The organism is Citricoccus sp. I39-566 (genome assembly GCF_031432995.1).
GTDB classification, from domain to species: domain Bacteria; phylum Actinomycetota; class Actinomycetes; order Actinomycetales; family Micrococcaceae; genus Citricoccus; species Citricoccus nitrophenolicus_A.
Genome location: NZ_CP133842.1, coordinates 2,565,484 through 2,588,140 on the forward strand (window position 1 = coordinate 2,565,484; position 22,657 = coordinate 2,588,140).

Genomic DNA, 22,657 nt, shown 5'->3' on the forward strand with positions numbered 1-22,657 from the left:
AAAACCGACTGTGGAGTTTCGCCAGGTCGAGGCACCGGCAACCGAAGATGCTCTGGGCTGGGATGAAGCATCTGAGACCGATGGTAAGACGTGGCGGTAAGCCACATACCTGCATCATTCTCCAGTGGCCCGAGGCGCGAGTCATCGCGCGCGCTTCGTTCAGCGTGGGGCCAGAACGGTTCCCCGTACGAAACGACGACGTCGATGTCCCAAGCACTATTCGGGTCGAGTGGTGTATCCAGCATTTTCCCGGACCTGCCCGCGCTCAGTTCCGGTACAGCTACCCGGCTAAGCGCAGCGTGTTTGAATCGGGGGCGCTGGAGGTCCCAGGTCCATCGCAGCCGAGCAACCAGATATGCATGGTCGGCAAGTTTCGTTCCGTCGAACTCAAGCCCTTTGCCCAGTCCATGCTCCAAGAAGGACCCTCCCATCCGAGCACTCTTGACAGCTTGGCGGTCGGCCTTGACGTGGAAGCGATGGCCGGAAAACTTTTCGTTGGGGCCGTGGATGGACAGATGAAATCCGCCATTGTGCGTTCCCTCAAAGTCGAGGTAGAAGTCAGTCTTCTTCGCCGTGATCTTCCAGATGTTTCCCCGCGCGTGGTTGTCGTCAGCACTCAGGACGACAAAAATCTCCCGCTTCGTCACCACTTCATCCTATGGATGAAGTTGTCCACACCGCATGGCAGTCTCCCGTTGAGGCGCGTCCGTGTGGGGATCCCTCGCTGGGACGGTGCTGGCGAGCTGATTCCTGGTTCATCGTTGGACCGGTGAGCGTTGGTTATGCGGGTAGATTCACGACGGCCCTGTTGACCCAACTGTTGCACACACGACTAGGTCATGTTGCTCAAGGGTGCGGTGACTATTGCGTGGCCGGTTCAGGCGCAGCAGGAGAGCTTGGAGGGGTCGGTGGTGAAGGACTGGCAGGCGAGTTTGATGCCTTCGGCCATGGTCAGATAGGGCGCCCACATGGCGGCGACGTCCTGATAGGTCTGGTGTGCCTCGAGGAGGAAGACGCCGGCGGCGGCGAGTTCGCCGGCGTCCTTGGCGAGGGCGGTGATGCCGAGGATGCGGCCGGTGTCGTCGTCGATGACGACCTTGATGAATCCGCGGGTGTCCCGGTTGACCAGGGCGCGGGGTACGTAGTCCAGGGGCAGCACGCGGCAGTTGCACCGGTAGCCGGCCGTCAGGGCCTGCTGCTCGGTCATCCCGACCGCGCCGATGGCGGGACTGGTGAACGTCACCCGGGGCAGGTGACCGTAGTCCACCGTGCGTCCCGCGTCGGTGAAGGCGTTGTCAACGACCATCGCGCCGTGGTGGGCGGCGACGTAGACGAACTCCGGGTGCCCGGTGACGTCCCCGGCGGCCCAGATGCGCGGGTTGGCGGTGGCCAGCGCGTCGTCGACGACGATCTCCCCGTTCGGGCCGGTCTGGACCTGCACCGTTTCCAGGTTCAGGGCGTCGGTGACCGGCCGGCGGCCCAGCGCCACCAGCACCCGCTGGGCGCGGAACTGGCTGGTCTGGCCTTCGACGGTCGCGGTGGCGGTCACCTCGCCGGTGGTCTCGTCCTGGGCGATCGTGGCGAGCTGGGCGGGGCGGATCACCGTGATGCCCTCGTCGGCGAAGACCGATGCCAGGACCTGGTTGACCTCGGGTTCCTCGGCGGAGGCCAGCCGGGAGCGGACCAGCATGGTCACCGTCGTACCGAGCCGGGCGAAGAGCTGGGCCAGCTCCAGGGCGACGTACCCACCACCCAGGATCAGCAGGGACTCGGGGACCTCGGTGAGTTCCATCGCGGTGGTCGAGGTCAGGTAGTCCACCTGCTCCAGTCCCGGCAGGTCCGGGACCCAGGGGTGCGCGCCGGTGGCGACCAGGTAATGGGCGGCATCGATCACCTCGGTACTCCCGTCCGGGCCGGTGACCCGCAGCACCGGGGCCTCTGGGGAGCCTCCGAAGGAGGCCACGCCCTGAAGGATCGGCCAGTCGTAGGAGGCGGAGAGATCGACGTACTTGTCCGACCGCAGGTTCTCCACCAGCGATTGCTTGGCCTGGATCAGGGCCGGCATGTCCACCGGACCGGCCGCGGTGGCGATGCCGGGGAACCGGCCGGTCGCGTCGGCGGCCACGTGCCGGGCCTCGGCGGCGGCGAGCAGGGCCTTGGACGGCACGCAGCCGATGTTCACGCAGGTGCCGCCGACCGTGCTCCGTTCGATCATCACCACCGACTTGCCCAGGCCGCGGGCCCGGATCGCGGCGGAGAACGCCGCGCCCCCGGAACCGATCACCGCCAGGTCCACCTTCTGGCCCATTTGAGATACCCCCATCACTTGGCGAAATACTGCACTGAGGCCAGACTGGACCTTCCAGTGCAGGGCAAGGTCAAGTTCATCCCGTCGGGGACCCCAGGAAGAGGGCTGTCATGAGGATCGGTGAACTCGCCGCCGCCGCGGGCACCAGCACCAAGACGCTGCGGTTCTATGAAGAGCAGGGCCTGCTGCTCGCCCCGGACCGGACGCCGGCGGGGTACCGGAACTACGACTCGACCGCGCTTGACCGGCTGGACTTCATCCGCCGCGGCCAGGCCGCCGGACTCACTCTGGCCCAGATCCAGCAGGTGCTGGAGATCCGCGACGGCGGACAGGCCCCCTGCGGCCACGTCCGCGACCTGCTCGACCAACGCCTGGCGGACATCGAGGATCAGCTGCGCAGCCTGACCGCACTGTGCGACACCCTCACCTCGCTTCGTGACGAGGCCACCACCCTGCACCCCGACACCTGCGGCCCCGACCAGGTCTGCCGCTACGTCTGAACCGCGCTGCACTCACCGGTGGCGAGCCAGTGGAGGGCGGCGGCCAGGCGCAGACCGGCGTGCTAGCTGCCGGCGGTCTTGTCGGAGCGCAGCGCGATCCCGCGCCACTGCTTGAGGCGGTTGAAGCACCGCTCCACGACATGACGGCCGCGATACCGGGCCCGTTGCTGCTCCCCGAAATCGACCGGTCGGCCCGGCCTGTTCCGGCGGTGCGCGATCTGATCGTCGCGTTCGAGGATCCACCACCGTACACACCCGCAGCCGACGTGGGTGAACGGCGGTACGCCGAGGACGCGGACGTCAGGAGTGGGTGCACGGATGGTTATTCTTGCTGCCGATCGTCGTTCGGCGGGCACGGGGCTTGTGTCCTTTGCGGTCCGGGAACCAACCGGGTCGCCAGCCCGGACCCGTCTCGTGCCCCGTCCGGTCCGACGCCCACTAGCCGAGTTCACTGTGAGATGTTCAGTCTTGGGCCAGGAGGGCTTCCAGGCCTGTCGCATCCAGCAGGGTAATGACGTCGGCGTCGACGGTGATCAGCCCGCTGGCGGTGAGCCGTGCCAGGGCCCGGCTCATCGATTCGGGGGTGGTGCCGAGTATCGAGGCGATGTCTTTCTTGCTCAGCCGTAACCGCAGCCGTGGGCTAACGGCTGAAGAGGCTGTAGCAGGCGCGGAGTCTGAGGTCTCGCGCAGCAGGGGTTGGTCCAGTAGGTAGTCGGCGACCCGGACGTCGACCTCGAGGGTGCTCTGTGCCAGACGGCGTTCGGTCTCGGCCAGCCGCTGGCCGAGGTTGCGCAGCATCTGCAGCGCGATGCTGGGGTGCTCGGCCACGAGAGCGGCGAGGTCGTCGTGGGAGAACACGCAGAGGCGTGTCTCGGTCAGCGCTTCGGCCTCCTCGAGCGTGGGGCCACCGGTGAGGAAGCCGTGCTCGCCCAGGGTCTGCCCGGGCCCGGCCACTCGCATCAGGCGCCGGTGTCCGCTGGGCAGGGTGCGGCTGAGCTTGACCTGACCGGTGTGTACCACGGACAGCCGGCGTGATCGTTCCCCGGCTCCGTGCACCAGTTCCCCGGCCGAGAGCACCAGAGGCCGGACCAGTGCCCCGACCAGGTCCTGCTGGTCCTCAGTGAGTCCGGAGAACAGCGGCACCCGGCGCACGCAGCTGATCTCGTCCCGGTGGATCTCCCGCAGCGGCAAGGTACGCATACTCCTTGATTCTGCCCGGTGGCCGGTGCTCGTCAAGCAGGGACAGGACTCGGCAACAGGTGCAGGGTGCACCGCCGTGCGGGGACTTGACGTCCGTCAAGGCCCCGGATCTGCCTGCTGACTACGGTGAAAGCGTCCATCAGAAACACCGACACCGGAAGGGAGCGGACATCATGACCACCGCCACCACCACCCACACCGTCTTCCGCGCCGAGGGCTTCTCCTGCCCGTCCTGCGTGGCCAAGATCGAAAAGCAGGTCGGCCGGCTCCAGGGCGTCTCGACCGTGAAGGTCCACTTCGCGACCGCCCGCATCGAGATCGACCACGACGAGTCCAAGACCTCCGTGGACGAGATCGTCGCCGCCATCGCCAAGGCCGGCTACAAGGCCACACCCTCGGCCTTCTGACCCTCCTGTCCGCCCGTGATCACCATCGGTCATGGGCGTGCGGGGGCCCGGACCGCCACCGCGCGGATCAGCCCTCATCCACACACGCATTCTCCAGAAAGGTCGCACTCGCAGTGAACAGGCTCCAGAAGTGGGTCCGCAGCAGTTGGTCCGTCCCCGTGGTCTCGGGCCTGCTCATCCTCCTGTCCTTCGGCATCGAGCGCCTCGGCGGCGGTGCCTGGAACGCGGTGATCGGCCCGCAGTGGTGGATCGACGCCGGCGCGCACGCGCACGGTTCCGGCCACGTCTTCACCCTCGCCAACGCCTTCATGCTGGCCGCGGCGGTCGTGGCCGGCTACGGGATCGTGGTCAAGGCGGTCCGCGCGCTGATGGTCAAGGTGATCGGCATCGACCTGCTGGTGTCCATCGCGGCCATCGGCGCCACCCTCATCGGCAACTTCTGGGAGGCCGCCGCCGTCACCTTCCTGTTCGCCATCGGCCACGCCCTCGAGGCGGCCACCCTGACCAAGACGCGCTCGGCTCTCACCGAGCTGGTCGCCGTCGCCCCGGACACCGCGATCGTGATGCGGGACGGCGAGCAGGCCGAGATCCCGGCCCACCAGGTGCGGATGGGTGAGATCGTGCTGGTGAAGAACGGGGCGAAGGTCCCCGTGGACGGCCAGGTCGTCTCCGGCACCGGCGCCATCGACGAGGCCTCCATCACCGGTGAGTCCATCCCGGTGGAGAAGGCGAAGTCGGACCAGGTGTTCGCCGGCACCGTCTCCCGCGGCGGTTTCCTGCAGGTGCTGGCCACCGGCATCGGCGCGGACACCACCCTGGCCCGGATCATCCACCGCGTGGAACAGGCCCAGGACGCCAAGGCCAAGACCCAGGCCTTCATCGACCGCTTCTCCACCTGGTACACCCCGGCCGTGATCGTGCTGGCGGTGGCCACCTGGCTGCTCACCGGCGACGTGGTGCTGGCCCTGACCCTGCTGGTCATCGGCTGCCCCGGCGCCCTGGTGATCTCCATCCCGGTCGCCATCGTCGCCGGCATCGGCCGCGCCGCCCGCAACGGCATCCTCATCAAGGGCGGCGAGTACCTGGAGACCTCCGCGAAGATCTCGGCCGTGGCCGTGGACAAGACCGGCACCCTCACCGAGGGCACGCCGAAGCTCACGGACATCGTCGTCCTGGCCGAGGACATGGACCGCACCGAGGTGCTGCGCTGGACCGCGGCCGCCGAGGCCGGCTCCGAGCACCCCCTGGCCCGGCCCATCCTGGACACCGCCCGCGAGGCCGGCGTGGGCCCGGAGGGCATCCCCGGGCAGGTCACCCCGGTGCCCGGCAAGGGCATCGTGGCCGACGTCGGCGGTCGGCGCGTGCTGGTCGGCAACCCGCCGCTGCTGGCCCAGTACGGCATCACCGACGACGCCGGCGCCGGGCCGGCCGCTCGGGAGCTCGCCGCCGCGGGAAAGACCCCCATGATCGTCGCCGTCGATGAGACGGTGATCGGCGTGATCGCCGTGGCCGACCAGATCCGCGAGGACGCCCCGGCGATGGTCGACCGGCTGCACGAAGCCGGCGTGCAGAAGGTCGTCATGCTCACCGGTGACACCCGCCTGGTGGCCGAGTCCATCGGTCAGAAGACCGGGATCGATGAGATCCACGCCGCCCTGTTGCCGGAGGACAAACTGGAGGCGGTGGCGCAGTTGCAGCGTCAGGGCCACACCGTGGCCATGGTCGGCGACGGCGTCAACGACGCCCCGGCCCTGGCCACGGCCGACATCGGCGTGGCCATGGGCGCGGCCGGCTCGGCCGTGGCCGTGGAGACCGCGGACATCGCCCTGATGGGCGACCACCTCCTGAAGCTGCCCGAGTCCATCAGCCTGGCCAAGCGGACCGTGAACGTGATGAAGCAGAACATCGCGATCGCGCTGGCCACCGTCGTGGTCCTGCTGGCCGGAGTCTTCACCGGCGGGGTGACCATGTCCGTGGGCATGCTCGTCCACGAGGCCTCCGTGCTGGTGGTCATCCTCAACGCCATGCGCCTGATGCGCAACGACCACAACTCCACCGCCATGGCCAGGGAACTGCGGACCCCGGCCAAGGACCGCGAGGCGGTGGACGCCTGACGGATTCATCTCGGGGCACGTCACCGGAGCCCTCGGGCCAACACCACTGGAGAACAAGATAGGAAACGGGAAAGGTAAGGACCATGACTGAGAAGCACTTCACCATCGAGGGCAACGTCGAGCACTTCACCATCGCGGACATCGCGCAGGAGAACCAGGACTTCCGCAAGACCATCTGGACCGGCAAGCACTCCCAGATCGTCCTCATGACCGTTCCCGTCGGCGGAGAGATCGGCGACGAGGTCCACGAGACCACCGACCAGATCCTGACCTTCATCTCCGGCACCGGCGAGGCCGATCTGAACGGCGAGACCCACCCGATCGAGGCCGGTGACCAATGCGCGGTGCCCGCCGGCGCCCGGCACAACTTCCGCAACACCGGAGATGAGCCCCTGGTGCTCTACACGATCTACTCGCCGCCAGAGCACGCCGCGGATGCCCAGTACGCCACCAAGGAGGAGGCCGACGCCGCTGAGGCCTCCGGTGAGGACACCCCGCCGCAGGGCTGATCCTCAGCACCCGGCGGCACGGGGCGCCCGTCGAACCGGCGGGCGCCCCGTGTGGTCCAGGCAGAAAACCACGTCAGAACAGGGGAACCACCCCCCCAGGGTAGGACGAACCGGCTCAGCCGGGTCCCCACCAGCAGTACGCAAGAGGAGAAGCAGATGTCGAAGGTGTTGGTCTTCACGGACTATGGCGGTCCGGAGCACCAGGAGCTCATCGAGCGCGAGGTGCCCGAGCCGGGCCCCGGCGAGATCGTGATCCAGGTGATGGCGGCCGGCGTGAACCCGGCCGACGCGAAGATGCGCCAGGGACTGTTCGGCACGAAGCGCACGCTGCCTTCGCCGATGGGCCTGGAGGCCTCCGGGATCGTCACCGCGGTGGGCGAGGGCGTGGAGGCCTTCGCCGTGGGCAACGAGGTCCTCGGCAGTCCGGCCAAGGGCCAGGGCACCTTCGCCGAGCACGCGGTGCTGAACGCGGCCAAGACCGTGGCGAAGCCGGAGGAGATCTCCTTCGTGGACGCCGCGGCCATCCCCGTGGCCGGGACGGCCGCCTATGACGTCACCCACCAGGTCGAGCTCGAGCCCGGCCAGTCCCTGCTCATCCTCGGGGCCGGCGGCGGCGTCGGGCTGATGGCAGCCCAGATCGGCACAGTGCACCAGTACAGGGTGATCGGGGTGGCCAGTGCCTCGAAGAGAGAGCTCGTGGAGTCCACCGGGGCCACCTTCGTCGAGTCGGGCGACGGCGCGGCCGACCGGGTGCGCGAGGTCGCCCCGGAGGGCGTGGACCTGGTGGTCGACCTGGTCGGCGGACAGGCGCTGCGGGACATCGCGCCCGTGGCGAAGGATCCCAAGAACGTCATCACCACCGCCGACCCGGCCACCGCGGAAGAGCTCGGCGGAGCCGGCGTGAAACGCACCCAGGAAGCCCTGGAGAAGATCACCGGGGTCATCCAATACGGTCTCGTCGATCCGAACGTGGGCCAGCGCTTCAGCCTGGCCGACGCCCAGGAGGCGATGGCCGCCGTCGAGGGCGGCCACACCGCCGGCAAGGTGGTCATCGAGCCATGAGCCACGACCACCACCACCTCCGGTCCGGAGCCGGGGCCGGTGCCGATGGACCGCGCACGGATCGGTCAGGTGTTGACCAATCTGCTGGCCAACGCCCTGCGCCACACCCCGGCCGGGGGCACCATCACCGTGCACACCAACAACACCCCCGACGCGGTGACGATCACCGTCACCGACACCGGGGACGGGATCGCCACCGAGCACCTGCCGCACGTGTTCAACCGCTTCTACCGGACCCACACCGGCCGCGAGGCCGGCCCCGGCTCCGGACTGGGTCTGGCGGTCTCCCAAGCCTTGGCCCACGCCCACGACGTTCACCTTGTCCCTGCCCCACGCCTTAACGTTCGTCGGGGCGACGCCCCGGTCTTAGGAAGGGCTCACTGACACCCTCCCGCAAGCGGATCCTTGATCGGAACGCGGTGAGCTCTGCTCCCGAAACTGACGTCGCAACGCCTGAAGTGTTTCCCCAAACGGACAGTGTCGCCGTCCCCCTGGGGATCAGTGAAGGCACTGCTGACATCAGTGCCGTCGGATTTTGAACGTGGCATAACTGGGGCGGTCGTGTGCTCTTAGCGGGTCACTTGCCCTGCCGCTCCTCGCCCACACCGCCTCAGCGGCCGAACAGGCGCCCCAGCCAACTGGTGCCGGGGTCCGCTGGTGCGCTCTCGGCCATCCCGGCGGGGTCTTCCGGTCGCACGCGCACCGGTTGGACACCGGCACGTTCCTCATCACCTGGTCCACGTGGTTGCCACAACCGGCCCACGTGGTCTTACCGCACTTGGCGCACTTCACTGCCTGGCACATGATGTGTCTCCTTCTCCTGAGGTCCTAGGGTCGGAGGCGTACCAAATCGAACGATCGCCGAACCTCCGGAATATACCCCTGGTGGTATTAGTTACCAGCATGCGTCTCCTTGCGGGATACCCCCGTAGGTATTACTCTCGACTCAGAGCCGATACCCGAGGGGGTATCTGTAAACCAACGAAGGAGACTCCATGCTGCTTGAACGGATCTACGACGAGGACCTCGCCCAGGCCAGCTACTTCATCGGCTGCCAGAAGAATGGCACGGCCGTCGTGGTCGACGCCCGTCGCGACCTCGCCCCCTACCTGGATCTGGCCGAGAAGAACGGCATGACCATCGTGGCGGTCACCGAGACCCACATCCACGCCGACTACCTCTCCGGCACCCGCGAGCTCGCCGCCAAGACCGGCGCCGAGATGTACGTCTCCGGTGAGGGTGGCCCCGACTGGACCTACGGCTTCGAGGCGAACCTGCTGCACGACGGGGACAAGATCACGATCGGCAACATCACCGTCCAGGCTGTCCACACCCCCGGCCACACCCCCGAGCACCTGTCCTTCCTCGTCACCGACGGCGCCTTCAGCGACAAGCCGGGGTACATGCTGACCGGTGACTTCGTCTTCTCCGGCGACCTCGGCCGCCCGGACCTGCTGGACGAGGCCGTCGGCGGGGTGGACACCCGCTTCGGCGGTGCCAAGGACCTGTTCCGCAGCCTCAAGGAGAAGTTCGTGACGCTGCCGGACCACGTCCAGGTCTACCCGGCCCACGGCGCCGGCTCGGCCTGCGGCAAGGCCCTGGGTGCGATCCCCTCCTCTACCGTCGGCTACGAGCGCCTCTACGCCTGGTGGGGCAAGTACGTCACCGAGGACGATGAGCAGGGCTTCGTCGACGAACTGCTGGCCGGCCAGCCGGACGCCCACGCCTACTTCGGCCGCATGAAGCGCGAGAACCGGGACGGCCCGGCCGTGATGGGCGATCGTGCCCCGCTGCCGCAGCTGGCGATCGAGGACGTCGCCCGCGACCTCGAGCAGGACAAGGTCACCTTCTTGGACACCCGCCCCGTGGACGAGGTCCACGCCGGGACCGTTCCCGGGTCGATCAGCATCCCCGCCCCGGGCAAGATGGCCACCTACGGCGGCTGGGCCTACGACCCCGAGAAGGACGATCGCCCATTGGTACTGCTGGCCCAGGACCAGGAGCAGGCCCAGCAGTTCTGGGACCACCTGGTGCGCGTGGGCATCGACCACGTCTCCGGGTACGTCACCGGGATCGAGGGCCTGCCGACCACCACCCCGCGGATCATCCAGCCGGAGGAGCTCGAGGGCTTCGACGCAGCCTTGGCCCTGGACGTGCGCAACAAGACCGAGCACACCGAGGGCCACATCCCCGGTTCGCGCCAGCTGAGCGCCGGCCGCGTGCTGTGGCACCAGGACCAGCTGCCCAGCGAGGGCACCATCGTGACGTACTGCCAGTCCGGGATGCGCAACTCGGTGGCCGCCAGCGCTCTGCGCCGGGCCGGACACGACGTCGTCGAGCTCGACGGCAGCTACAGCGCCTGGTCCGAGTGGGCCCGCCGCAGCGGAGTCCAGCCGGAGACCTCGGAGACCGCCCAGGAACCGGTCGGCGCCTGATCCGGCAGCCGACCGGCTGACGAGTCGCCCGGTCCACCGGACCGTCCGCAGAAGGGGCGCCCCTTCTGTATACCCCCGGACACGCGAAAACCCCCGGAGCATTGACGGGTCAATGCTCCGGGGGCGTCGGAAACCGCAGTCCAGGCCTCAGGCCAAGGAGAGGAAGAGCTTCTCCATGTCCGCCTTGTCCATGGAGCCGTCCTCCGTGCGCAGGCACTGCTCCAGGCCGGTGGCGATGATGGCGAACCCGGCCCGGTCCAGCGCCTTGGAGACGGCGGCCAGCTGGGTGACCACGTCCTTGCAGTCGCGGCCCTCCTCGAGCATACGGGTGACCGCGGCCAACTGGCCCTGGGCCCGCTTAAGCCTGTTGAGGATCGGCTTGAGCTCGGTGGTGTCGAGTTCCATGAGGTGCTCCTCGGGTCGTGGAGGGGATATCAGTCCCCTCCATTCTATACCCCTGGGGGTGTGTTGCATACCCTAGGGGGTATGTGGCAGACTCATGGAGTCATATTCAGACGAACGGAAGAGAAGCCTCTTGACCTCCCTCACCCCCGCCCTGACCGACGTCGACGCCCCGACTCTGCGCGAGTGGATCGATCGCCACGATGACCTGATCGTGCTGGACGTGCGTTCCGCCGCGGAGTTCGAGGGCCTGCACATCAAGGGTTCCTACAACGTCCCGCTTCCGCTGCTGTCCGAGCACGCCGACGAGCTCGCCCAGCGCCTGGACCGCCACGTGGTGCTGGTCTGCCAGTCCGGCGTCCGCGCCGGGCAGGCCCGCCACCGGCTGAACACCGCCGGCCTGGAGAAGGCCACGGTCCTCACCGGCGGCGTCCCCGCCTTCGAGGCCGCCGGTGGGGACGTCGTCCGCGGCGCCCAGCGCTGGTCCCTGGAGCGCCAGGTGCGCCTGGCCGCCGGCTCCCTCGTGCTGGCCGGGATGCTGGGCGGGAAGCTCGTCTCCCCCAAGGTGAGCATGCTCGCCGGGGCCATCGGCGCCGGGCTGAGCTTCTCCGCCGTCACCAACACCTGCGCCATGGGCAACGTCCTGGCCAGGATGCCCTGGAACAGGACGGCCTCCGAGCCCACCGCCCAGTCCGCGATCCAGCAGTTGCCCTCCGCGGGCTGACCCAGACCGCCCGGCGGCGGCGCACCCCCCCTCCGCGCCGCCGTCGGGCCCTTTTCTTCCCAGCCCCGCCCTGCCTACTCCCAAGGACCATCTATGACCGTCACGCTCATCGTCGCCCTCGCGCTCTCGGTGCTGATCGGGGTCTCCCTCGGCCTGCTGGGCGGTGGGGGGTCCATCCTTACCGTCCCAATCCTCACCTACGTGGCCGGGCTTCCCGCCAAGGAGGCGATCGCCGCCTCGCTGTTCGTGGTGGGCACCACCTCGCTGGTCAGCGTGGTCTTCCATGCCCGCAGGGGGAGGGTGAAGTGGCGTACCGGCCTCGTCTTCGGAGTGGCGAGCATGGCGGGCGCCTTCGGCGGCGGGCTGCTGGGCGGCCACATCCCCGGCACCGTGCTGATGATCGCCTTCGCCCTGATGATGGTCGCCACCGCGGCCGCCATGATCCGGGGCCGGAGGAAGGCCCCCTCCTCCGGTGGGGACGAGGCGAAGAAGCTGCCCGTCGTCAAGGTCATCCTCGAGGGCCTGGTGGTCGGCCTGGTCACCGGGCTCGTCGGCGCCGGGGGCGGCTTCCTGGTGGTGCCCGCGCTGGTGCTGCTGGGCGGGCTGTCCATGCCGGCCGCCGTCGGGACGTCCCTGGTGGTCATCGCCATGAAGTCCTTCGCGGGCCTGGGCGGCTACCTCACGAGCGTCCAGCTCGACTGGGGGCTCGTGGCCGGGGTGACCGCCGCCGCGATCGTCGGTTCGCTGATCGGGGCGAAGCTGACGGGGATCATCCCCGAGAACATCCTGCGCGAGGGCTTCGGCTTCTTCGTGCTGGCCATGGGCGTCTTCGTCCTGGTCCAGGAACTGCCCTCCCCCGCAAGCGCCATCGTCGGCGTCCTGGGCTCCGGTGCGGTGGCCGCGGTCCTGCTGTGCCGCTACGCCATCCCGGCCTGCCCGATGCACCGAAACAGGAAACAGACCGACACCCCGCAACCAGCCCCGATCGGCTGACCACTCCGGGATCAACCGCTCCTGCTGCCGGTGCGGGACCGAACACCCCGGCCGCACACCGAGGTTTGAATAGCAGAGACAAATAGCCGGATTATCGCAAACTTGTTTGACCGCCTAGTTCAGTCGCGTCCGCATGGGGATCGTCTTTCGGGACGCTCAGGGCGACCTGACGGATCGGCCGGCACATCGGGCCCATGGCTCAGCAGCCTTGCTCGCGTGGAGGAAAGCCACCTGCGTGCTGTAGCCAAGGACCTCGGCAACGAGCGAGGGCGGGCATTCGAGGACGAGCTCACCGATGGCTCGGTTGCGGGCGCTGAGGGGTTGACGCCCAGGTCGCGCAGCCGCTCTATGACGGTGTTGGGGTGCAGGTGATGGCCGGCCAGTGTGCTGGGGAGGCTTGCAGAGTTGATTCCTCTGATCCAATACTCAGGCCACCTCGTGACGTCATCTGGATTACAGGCCGGGTGTCCATGCAGGTGGCCATTAGACACTGGGTCTGGCGCTGATCGGGGGGGACTATCTGGTGCCTGGGTGGCGCGCGGTATTGACAGGCCCGGGTTGATCTAGTCAGCGGCTCGTGGTCAGGACGGACGGGGGGTTGTACCGCTGCCTTGTCGGCCCTTACGCAGCCCGATTTCGTATGCGGTGAAGGCGATCAGCGTCACCGTGATCAATGGGAGGACAAACCATGCCATCACGGCGGTAAATCCTTCCAGTGCGTCGTGTGCGGTGGCAGCCAGGATGAGATACCCGAGGTAAACCAGATACAGGGCTACGAACAGGGCGCCTTCCCATCGCGCCACCGTGAAGCCGGTGAAGGCTACGGGCAGCAAGGCGATCGCGGCCGCCAACATCACCGGGATATCGAAGGCCAGGGCGGCGCTGGATACGGGAATGCCCTCGAGGGAGATCATGGCTGGCAACCCGAGCACGACTCCGATGTTGAAGATGTTGCTGCCGACCACGTTGCCAATCGCCAAGTCACGTTCGCCACGGCGCACGGCGATGAGGGAAGTCGCCAGCTCAGGCAGAGATGTGCCGATGGCCACGACGGTTAAACCGACCACTAGGCTGCTCACCCCGAGCGTGGTGGCGGTGTTCACCGCGCCCTCGACGAGGAGCGTGGCCCCGGTTACCAGGAGAGCAACTCCGAACACCACGAGCAGAATCGACTTTCCGCTCGAGGCCACAGGCAATTTCTGGGCCTGGGCGGAGGTGCCGATACCCAGGGAACCCTCAGCCAGCTGCATAACAGGGGCCTTGGACTGTGTCCTTCTGCGGCCGATGGTGACGGTCAGCACGGTGTGAGCGACCACGGCACCGAACAGGATTAGCCCGTCTACCGCGCTGATCACCCCGTCGAGGCAGACCAGCAGCAACGCCGCGGACAGAGAAAGCATCAGGGGGAGATCAAAGCGCACCAACCGTTGTGTCGCGGCCAGCGGCAGCACTAGAGCGGAGAGGCCGAGAATGAGCAAGACGTTAGCAATGTTGCTGCCGACCACATTGCCCACCGCCAGTCCGGGTTCGTCGCGCAGGACCGCACCGATACTCACCGAAAGCTCGGGCGCCGACGTGGCCGCCGAGACCACGGTGAGCCCGACCACCAGGGAGGAAACCCCCGCTCGACGAGCCAAGGCGGAGGCCCCTCGCACCAGTAACTCCCCGCCCAGCACCAGCAGCACCAACCCGACAATGATCCGCCCCAGGTCTAGAAGGTCCATAAGTAGGAGTGTACGGATCACAACCCGAGTCGCGATGAGCACTCCATCGACCCGGTTGAGCACCCGCATGAGGATCGTTCTGCGAGACAGGGACCGATGCTTACACCTCAGACTCGTGACCGGCCTGGTCTCGGTGAGCTGGGTATGGATCGGCTAGATGCTCTGGTGATCTGCAGGCATAGCCGCCGGGGCACAGCGCAGGGCCTGCCACGCGAGGAAGCCGACAATCAGGACGTTGAGGACGACCGCTGCGGCCTCCGGGGCGGCGGGTACGAACCACCACGCCGCTATCTGGCCCAGGCCGGCGACCAGAACGAGAGCACCGGATCGCACCACCGCAGCCCGCGATCGCCTGTCAGACCAGGACAATAGGCCGGCCCCGAGCATCCACAAGCCCACCAGGGCGCTGGGCCCCACGGTGAACCAACTCAGCATCAGTAACGGCACGCTCACTCCGACGGCTCCGACCAGGAGTAGCAGGCCAGTGCCGAGCTGACCAGTCAGGCTGGCCAGGATCACTGAACCCGCCAAGGCCACCACCGGAAAGGCCGCTACAACTGCCAGGGGCGACCCCGACCAGTTGACCCACAACGTGGGGGACAGAACCCCGGCCAGGCACCCCACCGCCGAACAGGCCAGCAACAGGCTCGCATGCCAACGCCGCATCTCTCCGACCACGCGCGGTGTTCCAGGCAGGCGTCGGTGATGCGCTTCAGCTACTCGAGCGTCCCCCATGAGCGGATCCTACCGCCGCCGCCCCAGTGCCCCACACGGACCAACACAAGGTGCAGTCAACCGAATATCGCCCCACGGTTCTTAAGGGGATCTCCAACCGGACCGGCCTCAGTAGAGCGGTGCCCGCCAATGACTCGGGTTGAGAAGCTTCCTCTACTGCACAGACTATTTTCGTTATACGATTTGTTGATGGTCAGTGACGAGCAGATCAAGAAGTGGGCAGATGAGGCCGAAGCCGGTTACGACGTCGAAGATTTGAAGCGTCGCGGACGCGGTCGCCCCGGTCGCGGTGCTGAGCCGATGCAGGTCGTTGCCGTTCGCCTCACCGCCGAGGAGGTCGCAGCACTGGACGAAGCGGCTGAGCGAGAGCACCTGTCACGTTCGGAGGCGATCCGCCGCGCTCTGACTGACTTCGTCGCGTGAAGGTCCACGCCAGCGCACTCAAGCACGGCGTACTGCCCGAAGATGCGGCCCAGGCAGCCGACTGGTGCCAGTGGATCGAACCCCTTGAGGAAGATGACTGGCCGCATCGTGAGTTGCGGCTTGGCTTCGACACCCGGGCCCGCTTGCTTGAGACCGTTGTGCTGGTCTTTGAAAGTGGCGAGCAGCTGGTGATCCATGCCATGCCCGCCAGAAGACAGTACTGGGACCTTTTGCCCTAATCACAGTCGCGTTCTTGCTGCGGAGCGGTCGCATGTGCCGCTGAGGGCTCCTTGAGGGGTAGATCGTTGAACCTTGCCGTTCCGAGGGTGGTAGGCGCTGGGTGACAGGGTCGGGTGATGCTCGACGCTCGAGGCGAGCCACTCCGGGTTCGGCCGAGTCAACCTTTTTGGAGGTGCGCCATGAGCGCACTGCTTATCGGGTACGCCCGATGCTCAACCGATCAGCAAGACCTGACCGCCCACGGGTCCCGTGTTTCATTCAGCAATGATCCCCGATGATGAGAGCGGCTTGCACACGTCTCGGCCACTACCCCGTATGTGGATCCCTGAACGGGGCGGTATCGGTGAACCTCGTGCTCCGCCCGGAATTTTCGCCGATAGCGAGTGCTCAGACGGTACTTCGCGTCTCCGGAACCTCGAGCGCGGAAGTCGACTGCCTGCGGTGGACCTTCGGGTGACGCAACCCAGGCGGTGACACTCGACGTCGCCGGAACGGAGGCCAGAGTGGTTCGCGACGGGACCGATACCACCGGCCTCGCCGCCGAGGGGTGGACGCAGATCCACGAGAGCCTCCTGGTGCGGTAACCCGTGTGTGGAGTGTGCTCCTAGACCTAGGGAACCCAGAGATAGAACGAGACCGTCGCAGTGTCGTAGCACCCTCCCGGCAGGACGATGTCCTCGATTCCGTTTCGAGCTTGCTCGGCGCTGACCTAAGGCCCACCACCGCTGATCGTCGAGCCGACCCGATACTGAAGGGGTTGACCGTGTTCGTCCTCCCACCCCACCGGACGGACCACGAACTCCCCCGGAACATGGATCGTGCCATCATGCTCGACGAAGGTGCCGCGAGGGAACAGCACCGGGTGGATACCCGACTGGTCCTCAAGGACCAGGCAGTCGTCGCTGTCTGCCCTGAGCGTGCCCTGGCGGAGAATGTCCGGCCATTCGGACAGTGAGCTGTACGTCCCAGCAGTGAACGTCAGATCGTCGCGGGAGACCAGTACCTCATCCGGCTCACCGGTGTCCGACGTTGTCGGGCTGGCCTCAACGCTCACTGTTGCGGTTTCTACGGGTCTGGACGGTTCGGTGTCAGTGATGCAACCGGTCAAGGCCAGGACCACGAGAGCCGACAGCGCGATCACTGCGAGCGCTGGATCCCGGGGTCTCATGGTCTGCCTCCGTTGTGTGGCGTTGAATCGACTGTAGGTCATCACTTCGGCCTGAAGCTGGTGTTCCGGTCGACACACCTGCGAAGACCACTGCCAATTCCGGAGCCCCCGGACCAATGGTCGTGCTGGGGCCAGCCCATTCCCGAGGACACCGCCGGCATGTGATACTTGGCGTCTCACAGGGAAGGACCGGCCCGTGTTCTCTTGGTTTCGCCGACCCTCAGTGCGTTCAATCCTCGCGAGGGGATCCGTCATTGCGTTGTCGGCCGGGTTCGCTGGGTTGGCCACACCGGCCGCGGCAGCGCACGTCCCCGCGGATTCGACAGATCCCCGGATCTACTACGCGACCCCGGAGTGGGTGAGGAATCCGGACCACTATTGGACACCCAGTACCGACTGCGTGCACTTCACAGAGGCCTTCGACCCGCCCTGGGACCCGCTTCCCGTGGGGCACCCCAACCCGCAGGGGAAAGGCGAGATCACCTACTTCTCGGGCTGTGCCACGGAGAACGCCGAGCTCACCGCCTGGATCAAAGGCAAGGCTTAACCGATGGACTACGGCGTCGATCGGACGTACTTCCACGGCAGGACCTGGCACTGGATCGACTACGACTGCCTGGCCGTGGGCACCCCCGTGCTCATCGAAGGCCCCGATCGCTTCATGGTGACCTATGGCGGGCCCGGCGATGGGGACGGCACCGGCCCTGAGCGGACGGTGCCGGTGACCCAGGAGATCTCCGAGTGGGACAACGCCGACGAGCTGTTCCGGTACAAGGACCTGCCCGCCCGCTGCGGGAGCCCGTCAGTCTTCACCGACATCGGCACCGGCCACGCCTTCTACGAGCCCACCCAATGGGCCGCGGCGAACGGGATCGCGACCGGAGGCAAGGATGGGAAGATCCGCCAGGCCCAGACCGTCACGCGCGAGGAGATGGCGGTCTCGCTGGCCCGCTGGGGCAAGGTCCCGACCACGAACAAGATCGACGGCGAGCAGAACTTCAACATCGACTGGCGACGCTGGGAGCCTTCGATCCGGCCCCGGTTCCACGATGTGCCGGCGGCCCGGCAGTACTCCGTGGAAATCAGCCTGTTGTCCCAGATCGGGGTCATCAACGGCCGAGCGGATGGGACGTTCCGACCCGCCCAGAAGGTGACCCGCGGGCAGGCCTCGGCTTTCCTCTACCGCTTGGCCGGTTCACCGGTCCATTCCTCGCCCCAGGCCTCCACGTTCAAGGACTCCAGACCCGGGACGTCGTTCTTCCCGGAGATCTCCTGGATGGCGTCCAACGGTTTCACCACTGGCTACGCCGACAAGACCTTCCGGCCCCACGCCACGATCACCCGCGGTGAAATGCTCGTGATGCTGCACCGCCTCGAGAAGGTCTACTCCGGAGCCAACCGCGGCAACGGCATCGTGGAGTAGCCTCTGGCCTTATCGCGGACCAGGCAGCGGGCCAGCCGGGTCTTCAGCACCGCGTCTCATACCTGGTCAGGAGCACGCCGTCGGGAAAGGTCCGGGTCTCCACCAGGTCCAGGTTCACCCAGCGGTCCAGGGACGTGAAGAAGGGCGTGCCGCCGCCCACCAGGACCGGGTGGGTGATGATCGCGTACTCGTCGACCAGCCCGGCCCGCATGGCGGCCGCGGCGAGGGTGGCGCCGCCGATGTCCAGGTCGCCGCCCTCCCCGGCCTTGAGCCGGGTGATCTCGGTGACGGCGTCGCCGGTGACCAGGCGGGCGTTCCAGTCGACAGTCCCGGTCGTCGAGGAGAACACCACCTTCGGCATGGCCAGCCAGCGGCGGGCGAACTCGATCTGCGCCGGCGTGGCGCCGGGCTGCTGGTCGGCGGTCGGCCAGTGTGAGCTCATCCTCTCTCACAGCCTGCGACCGTACAGCGCCAGGCCCGTCGCCCCCACCCGGTCGGACCACCACTGGAACAGCTCGTCGCTCGGCACGCTCCAGTCGAGGTCGTCGCCCGGCGCCGCGATGTAGCCGTCCAGGCTCACGTTCATGCCGAAGGTCAGTTTCCGCATGGCCCCAGCATCCACCGTCCACCGCCCGCGGCACCAGGTCCCGAGGACCTTCCGTACCCGTGACCGCGCTGGGATACTGCGTTCATGCATGACGAGGCGTTTCCCATCCTCAGCGTCCGGGATCTGACAGCGACGCGTGCCTTCTACGAGCAGCTCGGGTTCTCGCAGACCTATCAGTTCCCGCCCGAAGGTGAGCCCGGATTCGTGACGACGGAGCGCGGCGGTTCAAGTATCGGTCTTGGCTCCAGCGGCGAGAGCAGAGAGGACGCCTTCAGCCTCTGGGTCTACGTCGATGACGTCGATGCGACGCTCGCAGCGCTGGGCACGTCGGGTGCGCCGGTGGTCTCTGAGCCCGAAGACCAGCCGTGGGGTGAGCGCGTGGCCCGGACCAGGGATCCCCAGGGGAATCTGGTCATTCTCGGAGCCGTCCTCTGACGGCCGGGAACCAGATGCTCCTAGCGCCTCCCCGCCACCGCGGCGAGACCCCCACCCAGACACAGGCCTGCAACCAGCACGGCCAGTGGGCCCGGGGTCAACAGCCCTTGAGCAGCACCGAAACCGACGGACCCGAGCGCCTGACCAGTGGCCAGGGCGATAAAGAGTACAGTGGTTCCGACGCCGGGATTCTCCGTCCACGCCTGGCGGGCCCAGAGGATGAGAACCGTGGTCAGACCCATATACCCGGCTCCGAACGCGGCCATACTGGCGTAGGCGATCCAGAGGTCACCCGTGGACACGGACAGCGCGATTCCGACGCTCGCCAGCGCCAGCCCACCGGTACAGACATACCAACCGCCTCGTCGCCCGATGCGTTGCACCACAGCTCCCGTCGTGGTGCCGAACAGCCCGCCCAGGCCCAGCGCGATCCACAACCATCCGACCTGCTCCGACACCACGGGGCCAGAATCGGTCAGGATCAACGGCCCGAACGTCCAGAGCAGCGATGACCCGGCCCCCACGAGGAGTGCCGCCACGCCCGGGATCACCAAGGACCGCAACGCCCCGATCAACGGTGCTGAAGCCGACCGCGACACTCGAGATCCAGTCGAGGCCAGATCAGTACGCGCTCGGACGAACTGCCACATCGCGATCATGGACGCCGCGCAGGCCAGGGCCATGAGACACCATGCCGGTCCGACCACGGGGAGGGCCCACACCAGCAGGCCTGAGGCAATCACGCCGACGGCAGTCCCCGTATCGACCACGGACTGTGCGGTCGAGGAGAGACCGGGCGCTACCACCCTGTCGATGATCGGCACGAGGGCCGGAGAGGCAAAGCCTCCGCCCATGCCACCGATGAAGACCGCGATGATGAACAGTGCCGGCTCGGTGGCGACCGCCACGCCCAGACAACCCATGGTTGCCGTCACCCCGGCGAGGATCAAACCCCTGCGCGGGGCGTGGGCCACGAGCCGGGCAGCCAGCGTTGCCGCCAGAGCGTACGAGGTGAACTGGGCACCGGCCGCCCATCCCAGCACTGGTAGCAGTTCCGGACGGTCAGCCGCCATACGGGGCGAAAAGCCCCACTCCGAAGCGAGCCATCCCGTACGTGGCGGCGATCAGCAGCATCCCCGCCACGGCCGCACCCGTACCCGAGCCGTGCCCTACGGTCGCCTTCGTCGACACTGCAGCCATCCCGGCTCCTTCGAGTATAACGTTCGTTTTGCTGTAACGAACGTTATACTACGAATATGGCCAATCCACAGCACACCAGGAACCGCATCCTCGATGCCGGAGAGCACTTGTTCTTCAATGAGGGCATCGCCGCCACCGGCGTGGACCGGGTTGCAGCAGAGGCCGACGTGGCGATCGTGACGCTCTACAAGCACTTCGGATCGAAGGACAACCTCCTGCGTGAAGTCCTGTCCCGTCGGCTTGCGGCCTGGACCCACCACTGGGATCACGCCATCAACGCCGTCGAGAGCCCCCAAGAGCGCCTGCTGGCGATCTTCGACGCCATCGAGGCCTTCCGTGCCTCAGCCGGGCCCACGCAATGGTGCTGTTTCCTGGCGACCGCTTCCGAGCGCCCTGCCCCCGAGGCAGGGACCAGCGACCCGGTCTTCGACCTGATCGATCAGGACACCCACGAGGTCCGGACGCGGCTGGCAGACCTGGCTCGAGGGGCTCGGTGTGCAGATCCAGACGCGATGGCCTCGATGCTGCTGCTGCTCTACAACGGCGTCCTCAGCAGTCTCCTGAGGGGCGCTCCCTCAGAGCCGATCACCCATGCACGCCGCACGGCGCAGGTGCTCCTCGACTCGGGCACCGACGCGGCCTAGCCGGCAGGCGTGGCGCCGAGCCCCAGCTCCACCACCCGAGGCAGCAGGTCCTCGGCCGGCGGCATCCAGGTCGCAGGATCGGCCTGCACCTGCTCGCCCGAGCGGATGTCCTTGACCTCGTGCACGGTGGCGCCGTCGTCGTCCGTCCGGGTGAACCAGACGAAGGGGATGCCGCGCTTGTCCGCGAACTTGATCTGCTTGCCGAATTTCTCCGCGGAGACGGCCACCTCGGTGGGGATCCCGCGGGACCGGAGCGCACCGGCCGTATCCTGCGCGGCCGACCAGTCGTCGTCGTGCGTCAGGGCGACGTAGACCGCGGTGGGCACCGAGCGGGAGGCGCGCGCCATCTCCTGGGAGAACATGCGCATCATCAGCCGGGTGACGCCGATGGACAGCCCCACGCCCGGGAAGGTGCGGTTGCCCTTGGCGGCCAGGGCGTCATACCGGCCGCCGGAGCAGATGGAGCCCAGCTGCTCGTGCCCGGTCAGCACGGTCTCGTAGACGGTGCCGGTGTAGTAGTCGAGCCCGCGGGCGATGGACAGGTCCGCCACGGCCCGCCCGGGGGCGCGGCGGTGCAACTCCCCGACGACGGCGGCCAGCTCCTCCAGGCCCTCGTCCAGGAGCTCGTGGCTCACCCCCAAGGCGCGCACCCGCTCCACGAACCCCGTGTCCTCCGTGCGGATCGACGCCAGCGCGAGGGCCTGGGCCGCCTGGTCCTCCGTGGCACCGAGCTCGGACTGCAGCAGCCGGGAGACCTCGGCGGCGCCGATCTTCTCCAGCTTGTCGATGTTGCGCAGCACCCCGGCCGTGTCCTGCAGGCCGAGCCCGAGGTAGAAGCCCTCGGCCAGCTTGCGGTTGTTGATGCGGATGGTGAAGTCGCCGATGGGCAGCGCCCCGAGGGCCTCGGCCATCACCAGGGCCACGTCCACGTCATAGCGGAAGGGCAGGGCGCCGTCCCCCACCACGTCGATGTCCGCCTGCGTGAACTCGCGGGCCCGGCCCTCCTGCGGCCGCTCCCCCCGCCAGACCTTCTGGATCTGGTAGCGGCGGAACGGGAAGTTCAGGTGCCCGGCGTTCTCCACCACGTAGCGGGCGAAGGGCACGGTCAGGTCGAAGTGCAGGGCCAGGCGATTCGGGTCGTTCGCGTCGGTCTCGCCCTGGAGGCGGGAGACGGCGTAGACCTCCTTGTCGATCTCGCCCTTGCGCAGCAGCTGGCCGAGGGTCTCCACGGCGCGGGTCTCGATCGAGGAGAAGCCGTGCAGCTCGAAGGTGCTCCGCAGGGTGTCCAGCACGTGATGCTCCACGATCCGCTCGGCGGGGAGCCATTCGTGGAAACCGGACAGAGACGCCTTGCGGGACATGGGCCACCTTCTGTTGAGACTGATCGGACGCCGTTGCGGGACT

General features: G+C 67.4%; 23 protein-coding genes and 3 pseudogenes. 16 read left to right on the forward strand and 10 right to left on the reverse strand.

The annotated features are described in order from the left end of the window. The first annotated feature begins 359 nt into the window (after positions 1-359). Complete coding sequence (locus RE421_RS11795) at positions 360-773, forward strand: hypothetical protein (RefSeq protein WP_309810041.1); 414 nt, start codon at positions 360-362, stop codon at positions 771-773. A gap of 104 nt (positions 774-877) precedes the next feature. On the opposite strand, the gene merA is transcribed toward RE421_RS11795, so the two are convergent. After that, positions 878-2,308 carry a mercury(II) reductase gene (gene merA, locus RE421_RS11800; RefSeq protein ID WP_309810045.1) on the reverse strand — a complete coding sequence of 477 codons (1,431 nt, stop codon included), beginning with the start codon at positions 2,306-2,308 and terminating at the stop codon, positions 878-880. Between the two features lie 110 nt (positions 2,309-2,418). Here merA and RE421_RS11805 point away from each other — a divergent pair, with 110 nt between their 5' ends. Beyond that, entirely contained in the window at positions 2,419-2,808 is a 390-nt protein-coding gene (locus tag RE421_RS11805) for a heavy metal-responsive transcriptional regulator (RefSeq protein ID WP_309810048.1), read from the forward strand. Between the two features lie 62 nt (positions 2,809-2,870). Here the strand turns inward: RE421_RS11805 and RE421_RS11810 are convergent. Both RE421_RS11810 and RE421_RS11815 read right to left on the reverse strand, forming a co-directional pair. Next, positions 2,871-2,972 (reverse strand): annotated as a pseudogene (locus RE421_RS11810) (IS5/IS1182 family transposase); the annotation flags it as partial. A 298-nt stretch (positions 2,973-3,270) separates the two neighbouring features. Continuing rightward, positions 3,271-4,008, reverse strand: a complete 738-nt coding sequence (locus RE421_RS11815) for a Crp/Fnr family transcriptional regulator (RefSeq protein ID WP_309810051.1) — start codon at positions 4,006-4,008, stop codon at positions 3,271-3,273. 173 nt (positions 4,009-4,181) lie between these two features. On the opposite strand from RE421_RS11815, the gene RE421_RS11820 reads away from it, so the two are divergent. The 6 genes from RE421_RS11820 (at position 4,182) to RE421_RS11845 (ending at position 10,535) form a co-directional block, all read left to right on the forward strand. Beyond that, positions 4,182-4,415 carry a heavy metal-associated domain-containing protein gene (locus tag RE421_RS11820; protein WP_309810054.1) on the forward strand — a complete coding sequence of 78 codons (234 nt, stop codon included), beginning with the start codon at positions 4,182-4,184 and terminating at the stop codon, positions 4,413-4,415. A gap of 113 nt (positions 4,416-4,528) precedes the next feature. Next, positions 4,529-6,529: a cation-translocating P-type ATPase gene (locus tag RE421_RS11825; protein WP_091697152.1), complete on the forward strand. Its 2,001-nt coding sequence runs from the start codon at positions 4,529-4,531 to the stop codon at positions 6,527-6,529. An 83-nt stretch (positions 6,530-6,612) separates the two neighbouring features. Then, the gene (locus RE421_RS11830; RefSeq protein ID WP_091697155.1) at positions 6,613-7,038 is read left to right on the forward strand and encodes a cupin domain-containing protein; all 426 of its coding nucleotides are present in this window, start codon (positions 6,613-6,615) and stop codon (positions 7,036-7,038) included. A 156-nt stretch (positions 7,039-7,194) separates the two neighbouring features. Next, entirely contained in the window at positions 7,195-8,100 is a 906-nt protein-coding gene (locus RE421_RS11835) for an NADP-dependent oxidoreductase (protein WP_115930694.1), read from the forward strand. 45 nt (positions 8,101-8,145) lie between these two features. Next, entirely contained in the window at positions 8,146-8,484 is a 339-nt protein-coding gene (locus RE421_RS11840) for a cell wall metabolism sensor histidine kinase WalK (RefSeq protein ID WP_115930695.1), read from the forward strand. Between the two features lie 611 nt (positions 8,485-9,095). After that, entirely contained in the window at positions 9,096-10,535 is a 1,440-nt protein-coding gene (locus RE421_RS11845; protein WP_309810067.1) for an MBL fold metallo-hydrolase, read from the forward strand. A gap of 147 nt (positions 10,536-10,682) precedes the next feature. Here RE421_RS11845 and RE421_RS11850 read toward each other — a convergent pair whose 3' ends face one another. After that, positions 10,683-10,940, reverse strand: a complete 258-nt coding sequence (locus tag RE421_RS11850; protein ID WP_309810070.1) for a metal-sensitive transcriptional regulator — start codon at positions 10,938-10,940, stop codon at positions 10,683-10,685. Positions 10,941-11,070: 130 nt separating this feature from the next. Between RE421_RS11850 and RE421_RS11855 the strand changes: the two genes are divergently transcribed. Together RE421_RS11855 and RE421_RS11860 are read left to right on the forward strand one after the other, a co-directional pair. After that, positions 11,071-11,661 (forward strand): rhodanese-like domain-containing protein, encoded by a 591-nt coding sequence (locus RE421_RS11855; RefSeq protein WP_309810072.1) that lies wholly within the window; start codon positions 11,071-11,073, stop codon positions 11,659-11,661. A gap of 93 nt (positions 11,662-11,754) precedes the next feature. Next, positions 11,755-12,654 carry a sulfite exporter TauE/SafE family protein gene (locus RE421_RS11860; protein ID WP_309810075.1) on the forward strand — a complete coding sequence of 300 codons (900 nt, stop codon included), beginning with the start codon at positions 11,755-11,757 and terminating at the stop codon, positions 12,652-12,654. 581 nt (positions 12,655-13,235) lie between these two features. Here the strand turns inward: RE421_RS11860 and RE421_RS11865 are convergent. Both RE421_RS11865 and RE421_RS11870 read right to left on the reverse strand, forming a co-directional pair. Then, positions 13,236-14,378, reverse strand: a complete 1,143-nt coding sequence (locus RE421_RS11865; protein ID WP_309810078.1) for a calcium/sodium antiporter — start codon at positions 14,376-14,378, stop codon at positions 13,236-13,238. A gap of 153 nt (positions 14,379-14,531) precedes the next feature. Beyond that, complete coding sequence (locus tag RE421_RS11870; protein ID WP_309810080.1) at positions 14,532-15,056, reverse strand: hypothetical protein; 525 nt, start codon at positions 15,054-15,056, stop codon at positions 14,532-14,534. A gap of 246 nt (positions 15,057-15,302) precedes the next feature. Here RE421_RS11870 and RE421_RS11875 point away from each other — a divergent pair, with 246 nt between their 5' ends. Next, complete coding sequence (locus RE421_RS11875) at positions 15,303-15,536, forward strand: CopG family transcriptional regulator (RefSeq protein WP_309810083.1); 234 nt, start codon at positions 15,303-15,305, stop codon at positions 15,534-15,536. Further along, positions 15,533-15,775 (forward strand): toxin, encoded by a 243-nt coding sequence (locus RE421_RS11880; RefSeq protein WP_309810086.1) that lies wholly within the window; start codon positions 15,533-15,535, stop codon positions 15,773-15,775. Before RE421_RS11875 ends, RE421_RS11880 begins: the two co-directional genes overlap by 4 nt. A gap of 710 nt (positions 15,776-16,485) precedes the next feature. Here the strand turns inward: RE421_RS11880 and RE421_RS11885 are convergent. Continuing rightward, on the reverse strand, positions 16,486-16,830 hold the full coding sequence (locus tag RE421_RS11885) for a hypothetical protein (protein ID WP_309810088.1): 345 nt from the start codon (positions 16,828-16,830) through the stop codon (positions 16,486-16,488). 514 nt (positions 16,831-17,344) lie between these two features. Here RE421_RS11885 and RE421_RS11890 point away from each other — a divergent pair. Together RE421_RS11890 and RE421_RS11895 are read left to right on the forward strand one after the other, a co-directional pair. Then, positions 17,345-17,491 carry a hypothetical protein gene (locus RE421_RS11890; protein ID WP_309810092.1) on the forward strand — a complete coding sequence of 49 codons (147 nt, stop codon included), beginning with the start codon at positions 17,345-17,347 and terminating at the stop codon, positions 17,489-17,491. Between the two features lie 3 nt (positions 17,492-17,494). Beyond that, complete coding sequence (locus tag RE421_RS11895) at positions 17,495-18,367, forward strand: S-layer homology domain-containing protein (RefSeq protein ID WP_309810095.1); 873 nt, start codon at positions 17,495-17,497, stop codon at positions 18,365-18,367. Between the two features lie 43 nt (positions 18,368-18,410). On the opposite strand, the pseudogene RE421_RS11900 reads toward RE421_RS11895, so the two are convergent. Further along, positions 18,411-18,974: pseudogene (locus RE421_RS11900) on the reverse strand (dihydrofolate reductase family protein). 84 nt (positions 18,975-19,058) lie between these two features. Between RE421_RS11900 and RE421_RS11905 the strand changes: the two are divergent. Beyond that, the gene (locus RE421_RS11905; RefSeq protein WP_309810100.1) at positions 19,059-19,409 is read left to right on the forward strand and encodes a VOC family protein; all 351 of its coding nucleotides are present in this window, start codon (positions 19,059-19,061) and stop codon (positions 19,407-19,409) included. A 20-nt stretch (positions 19,410-19,429) separates the two neighbouring features. Here the strand turns inward: RE421_RS11905 and RE421_RS11910 are convergent. Further along, positions 19,430-20,494 (reverse strand): annotated as a pseudogene (locus RE421_RS11910) (MFS transporter); the annotation flags it as partial. Between the two features lie 171 nt (positions 20,495-20,665). Here RE421_RS11910 and RE421_RS11915 point away from each other — a divergent pair. Then, a complete protein-coding gene (locus tag RE421_RS11915; RefSeq protein WP_309810106.1) occupies positions 20,666-21,253 on the forward strand; it encodes a TetR/AcrR family transcriptional regulator in 588 nt (195 codons plus the stop codon). Here RE421_RS11915 and hisS read toward each other — a convergent pair. Continuing rightward, on the reverse strand, positions 21,250-22,614 hold the full coding sequence (gene hisS / locus RE421_RS11920) for a histidine--tRNA ligase (protein ID WP_309810108.1): 1,365 nt from the start codon (positions 22,612-22,614) through the stop codon (positions 21,250-21,252). The two genes, RE421_RS11915 and hisS, sit on opposite strands and share 4 nt — an antisense overlap. Positions 22,615-22,657 lie beyond the last annotated feature (43 nt).

What these genes read in the sequence shown, in the direction of transcription:
- RE421_RS11905 (WP_309810100.1), top strand. Translation starts at nt 19,059, where the DNA reads ATGCATGACGAGGCGTTTCCCATCCTCAGCGTCCGGGATCTGACAGCG.
- RE421_RS11795 (WP_309810041.1), top strand. Translation starts at nt 360, where the DNA reads ATGGTCGGCAAGTTTCGTTCCGTCGAACTCAAGCCCTTTGCCCAGTCC.
- RE421_RS11915 (WP_309810106.1), top strand. Translation starts at nt 20,666, where the DNA reads ATGGCCAATCCACAGCACACCAGGAACCGCATCCTCGATGCCGGAGAG.
- hisS (WP_309810108.1), bottom strand. Translation starts at nt 22,614, where the DNA reads ATGTCCCGCAAGGCGTCTCTGTCCGGTTTCCACGAATGGCTCCCCGCC.
- RE421_RS11850 (WP_309810070.1), bottom strand. Translation starts at nt 10,940, where the DNA reads ATGGAACTCGACACCACCGAGCTCAAGCCGATCCTCAACAGGCTTAAG.
- RE421_RS11860 (WP_309810075.1), top strand. Translation starts at nt 11,755, where the DNA reads ATGACCGTCACGCTCATCGTCGCCCTCGCGCTCTCGGTGCTGATCGGG.
- RE421_RS11820 (WP_309810054.1), top strand. Translation starts at nt 4,182, where the DNA reads ATGACCACCGCCACCACCACCCACACCGTCTTCCGCGCCGAGGGCTTC.
- merA (WP_309810045.1), bottom strand. Translation starts at nt 2,308, where the DNA reads ATGGGCCAGAAGGTGGACCTGGCGGTGATCGGTTCCGGGGGCGCGGCG.
- RE421_RS11815 (WP_309810051.1), bottom strand. Translation starts at nt 4,008, where the DNA reads ATGCGTACCTTGCCGCTGCGGGAGATCCACCGGGACGAGATCAGCTGC.
- RE421_RS11895 (WP_309810095.1), top strand. Translation starts at nt 17,495, where the DNA reads ATGGACTACGGCGTCGATCGGACGTACTTCCACGGCAGGACCTGGCAC.
- RE421_RS11805 (WP_309810048.1), top strand. Translation starts at nt 2,419, where the DNA reads ATGAGGATCGGTGAACTCGCCGCCGCCGCGGGCACCAGCACCAAGACG.
- RE421_RS11835 (WP_115930694.1), top strand. Translation starts at nt 7,195, where the DNA reads ATGTCGAAGGTGTTGGTCTTCACGGACTATGGCGGTCCGGAGCACCAG.
- RE421_RS11830 (WP_091697155.1), top strand. Translation starts at nt 6,613, where the DNA reads ATGACTGAGAAGCACTTCACCATCGAGGGCAACGTCGAGCACTTCACC.
- RE421_RS11875 (WP_309810083.1), top strand. Translation starts at nt 15,303, where the DNA reads ATGGTCAGTGACGAGCAGATCAAGAAGTGGGCAGATGAGGCCGAAGCC.
- RE421_RS11865 (WP_309810078.1), bottom strand. Translation starts at nt 14,378, where the DNA reads ATGGACCTTCTAGACCTGGGGCGGATCATTGTCGGGTTGGTGCTGCTG.
- RE421_RS11840 (WP_115930695.1), top strand. Translation starts at nt 8,146, where the DNA reads ATGGACCGCGCACGGATCGGTCAGGTGTTGACCAATCTGCTGGCCAAC.
- RE421_RS11845 (WP_309810067.1), top strand. Translation starts at nt 9,096, where the DNA reads ATGCTGCTTGAACGGATCTACGACGAGGACCTCGCCCAGGCCAGCTAC.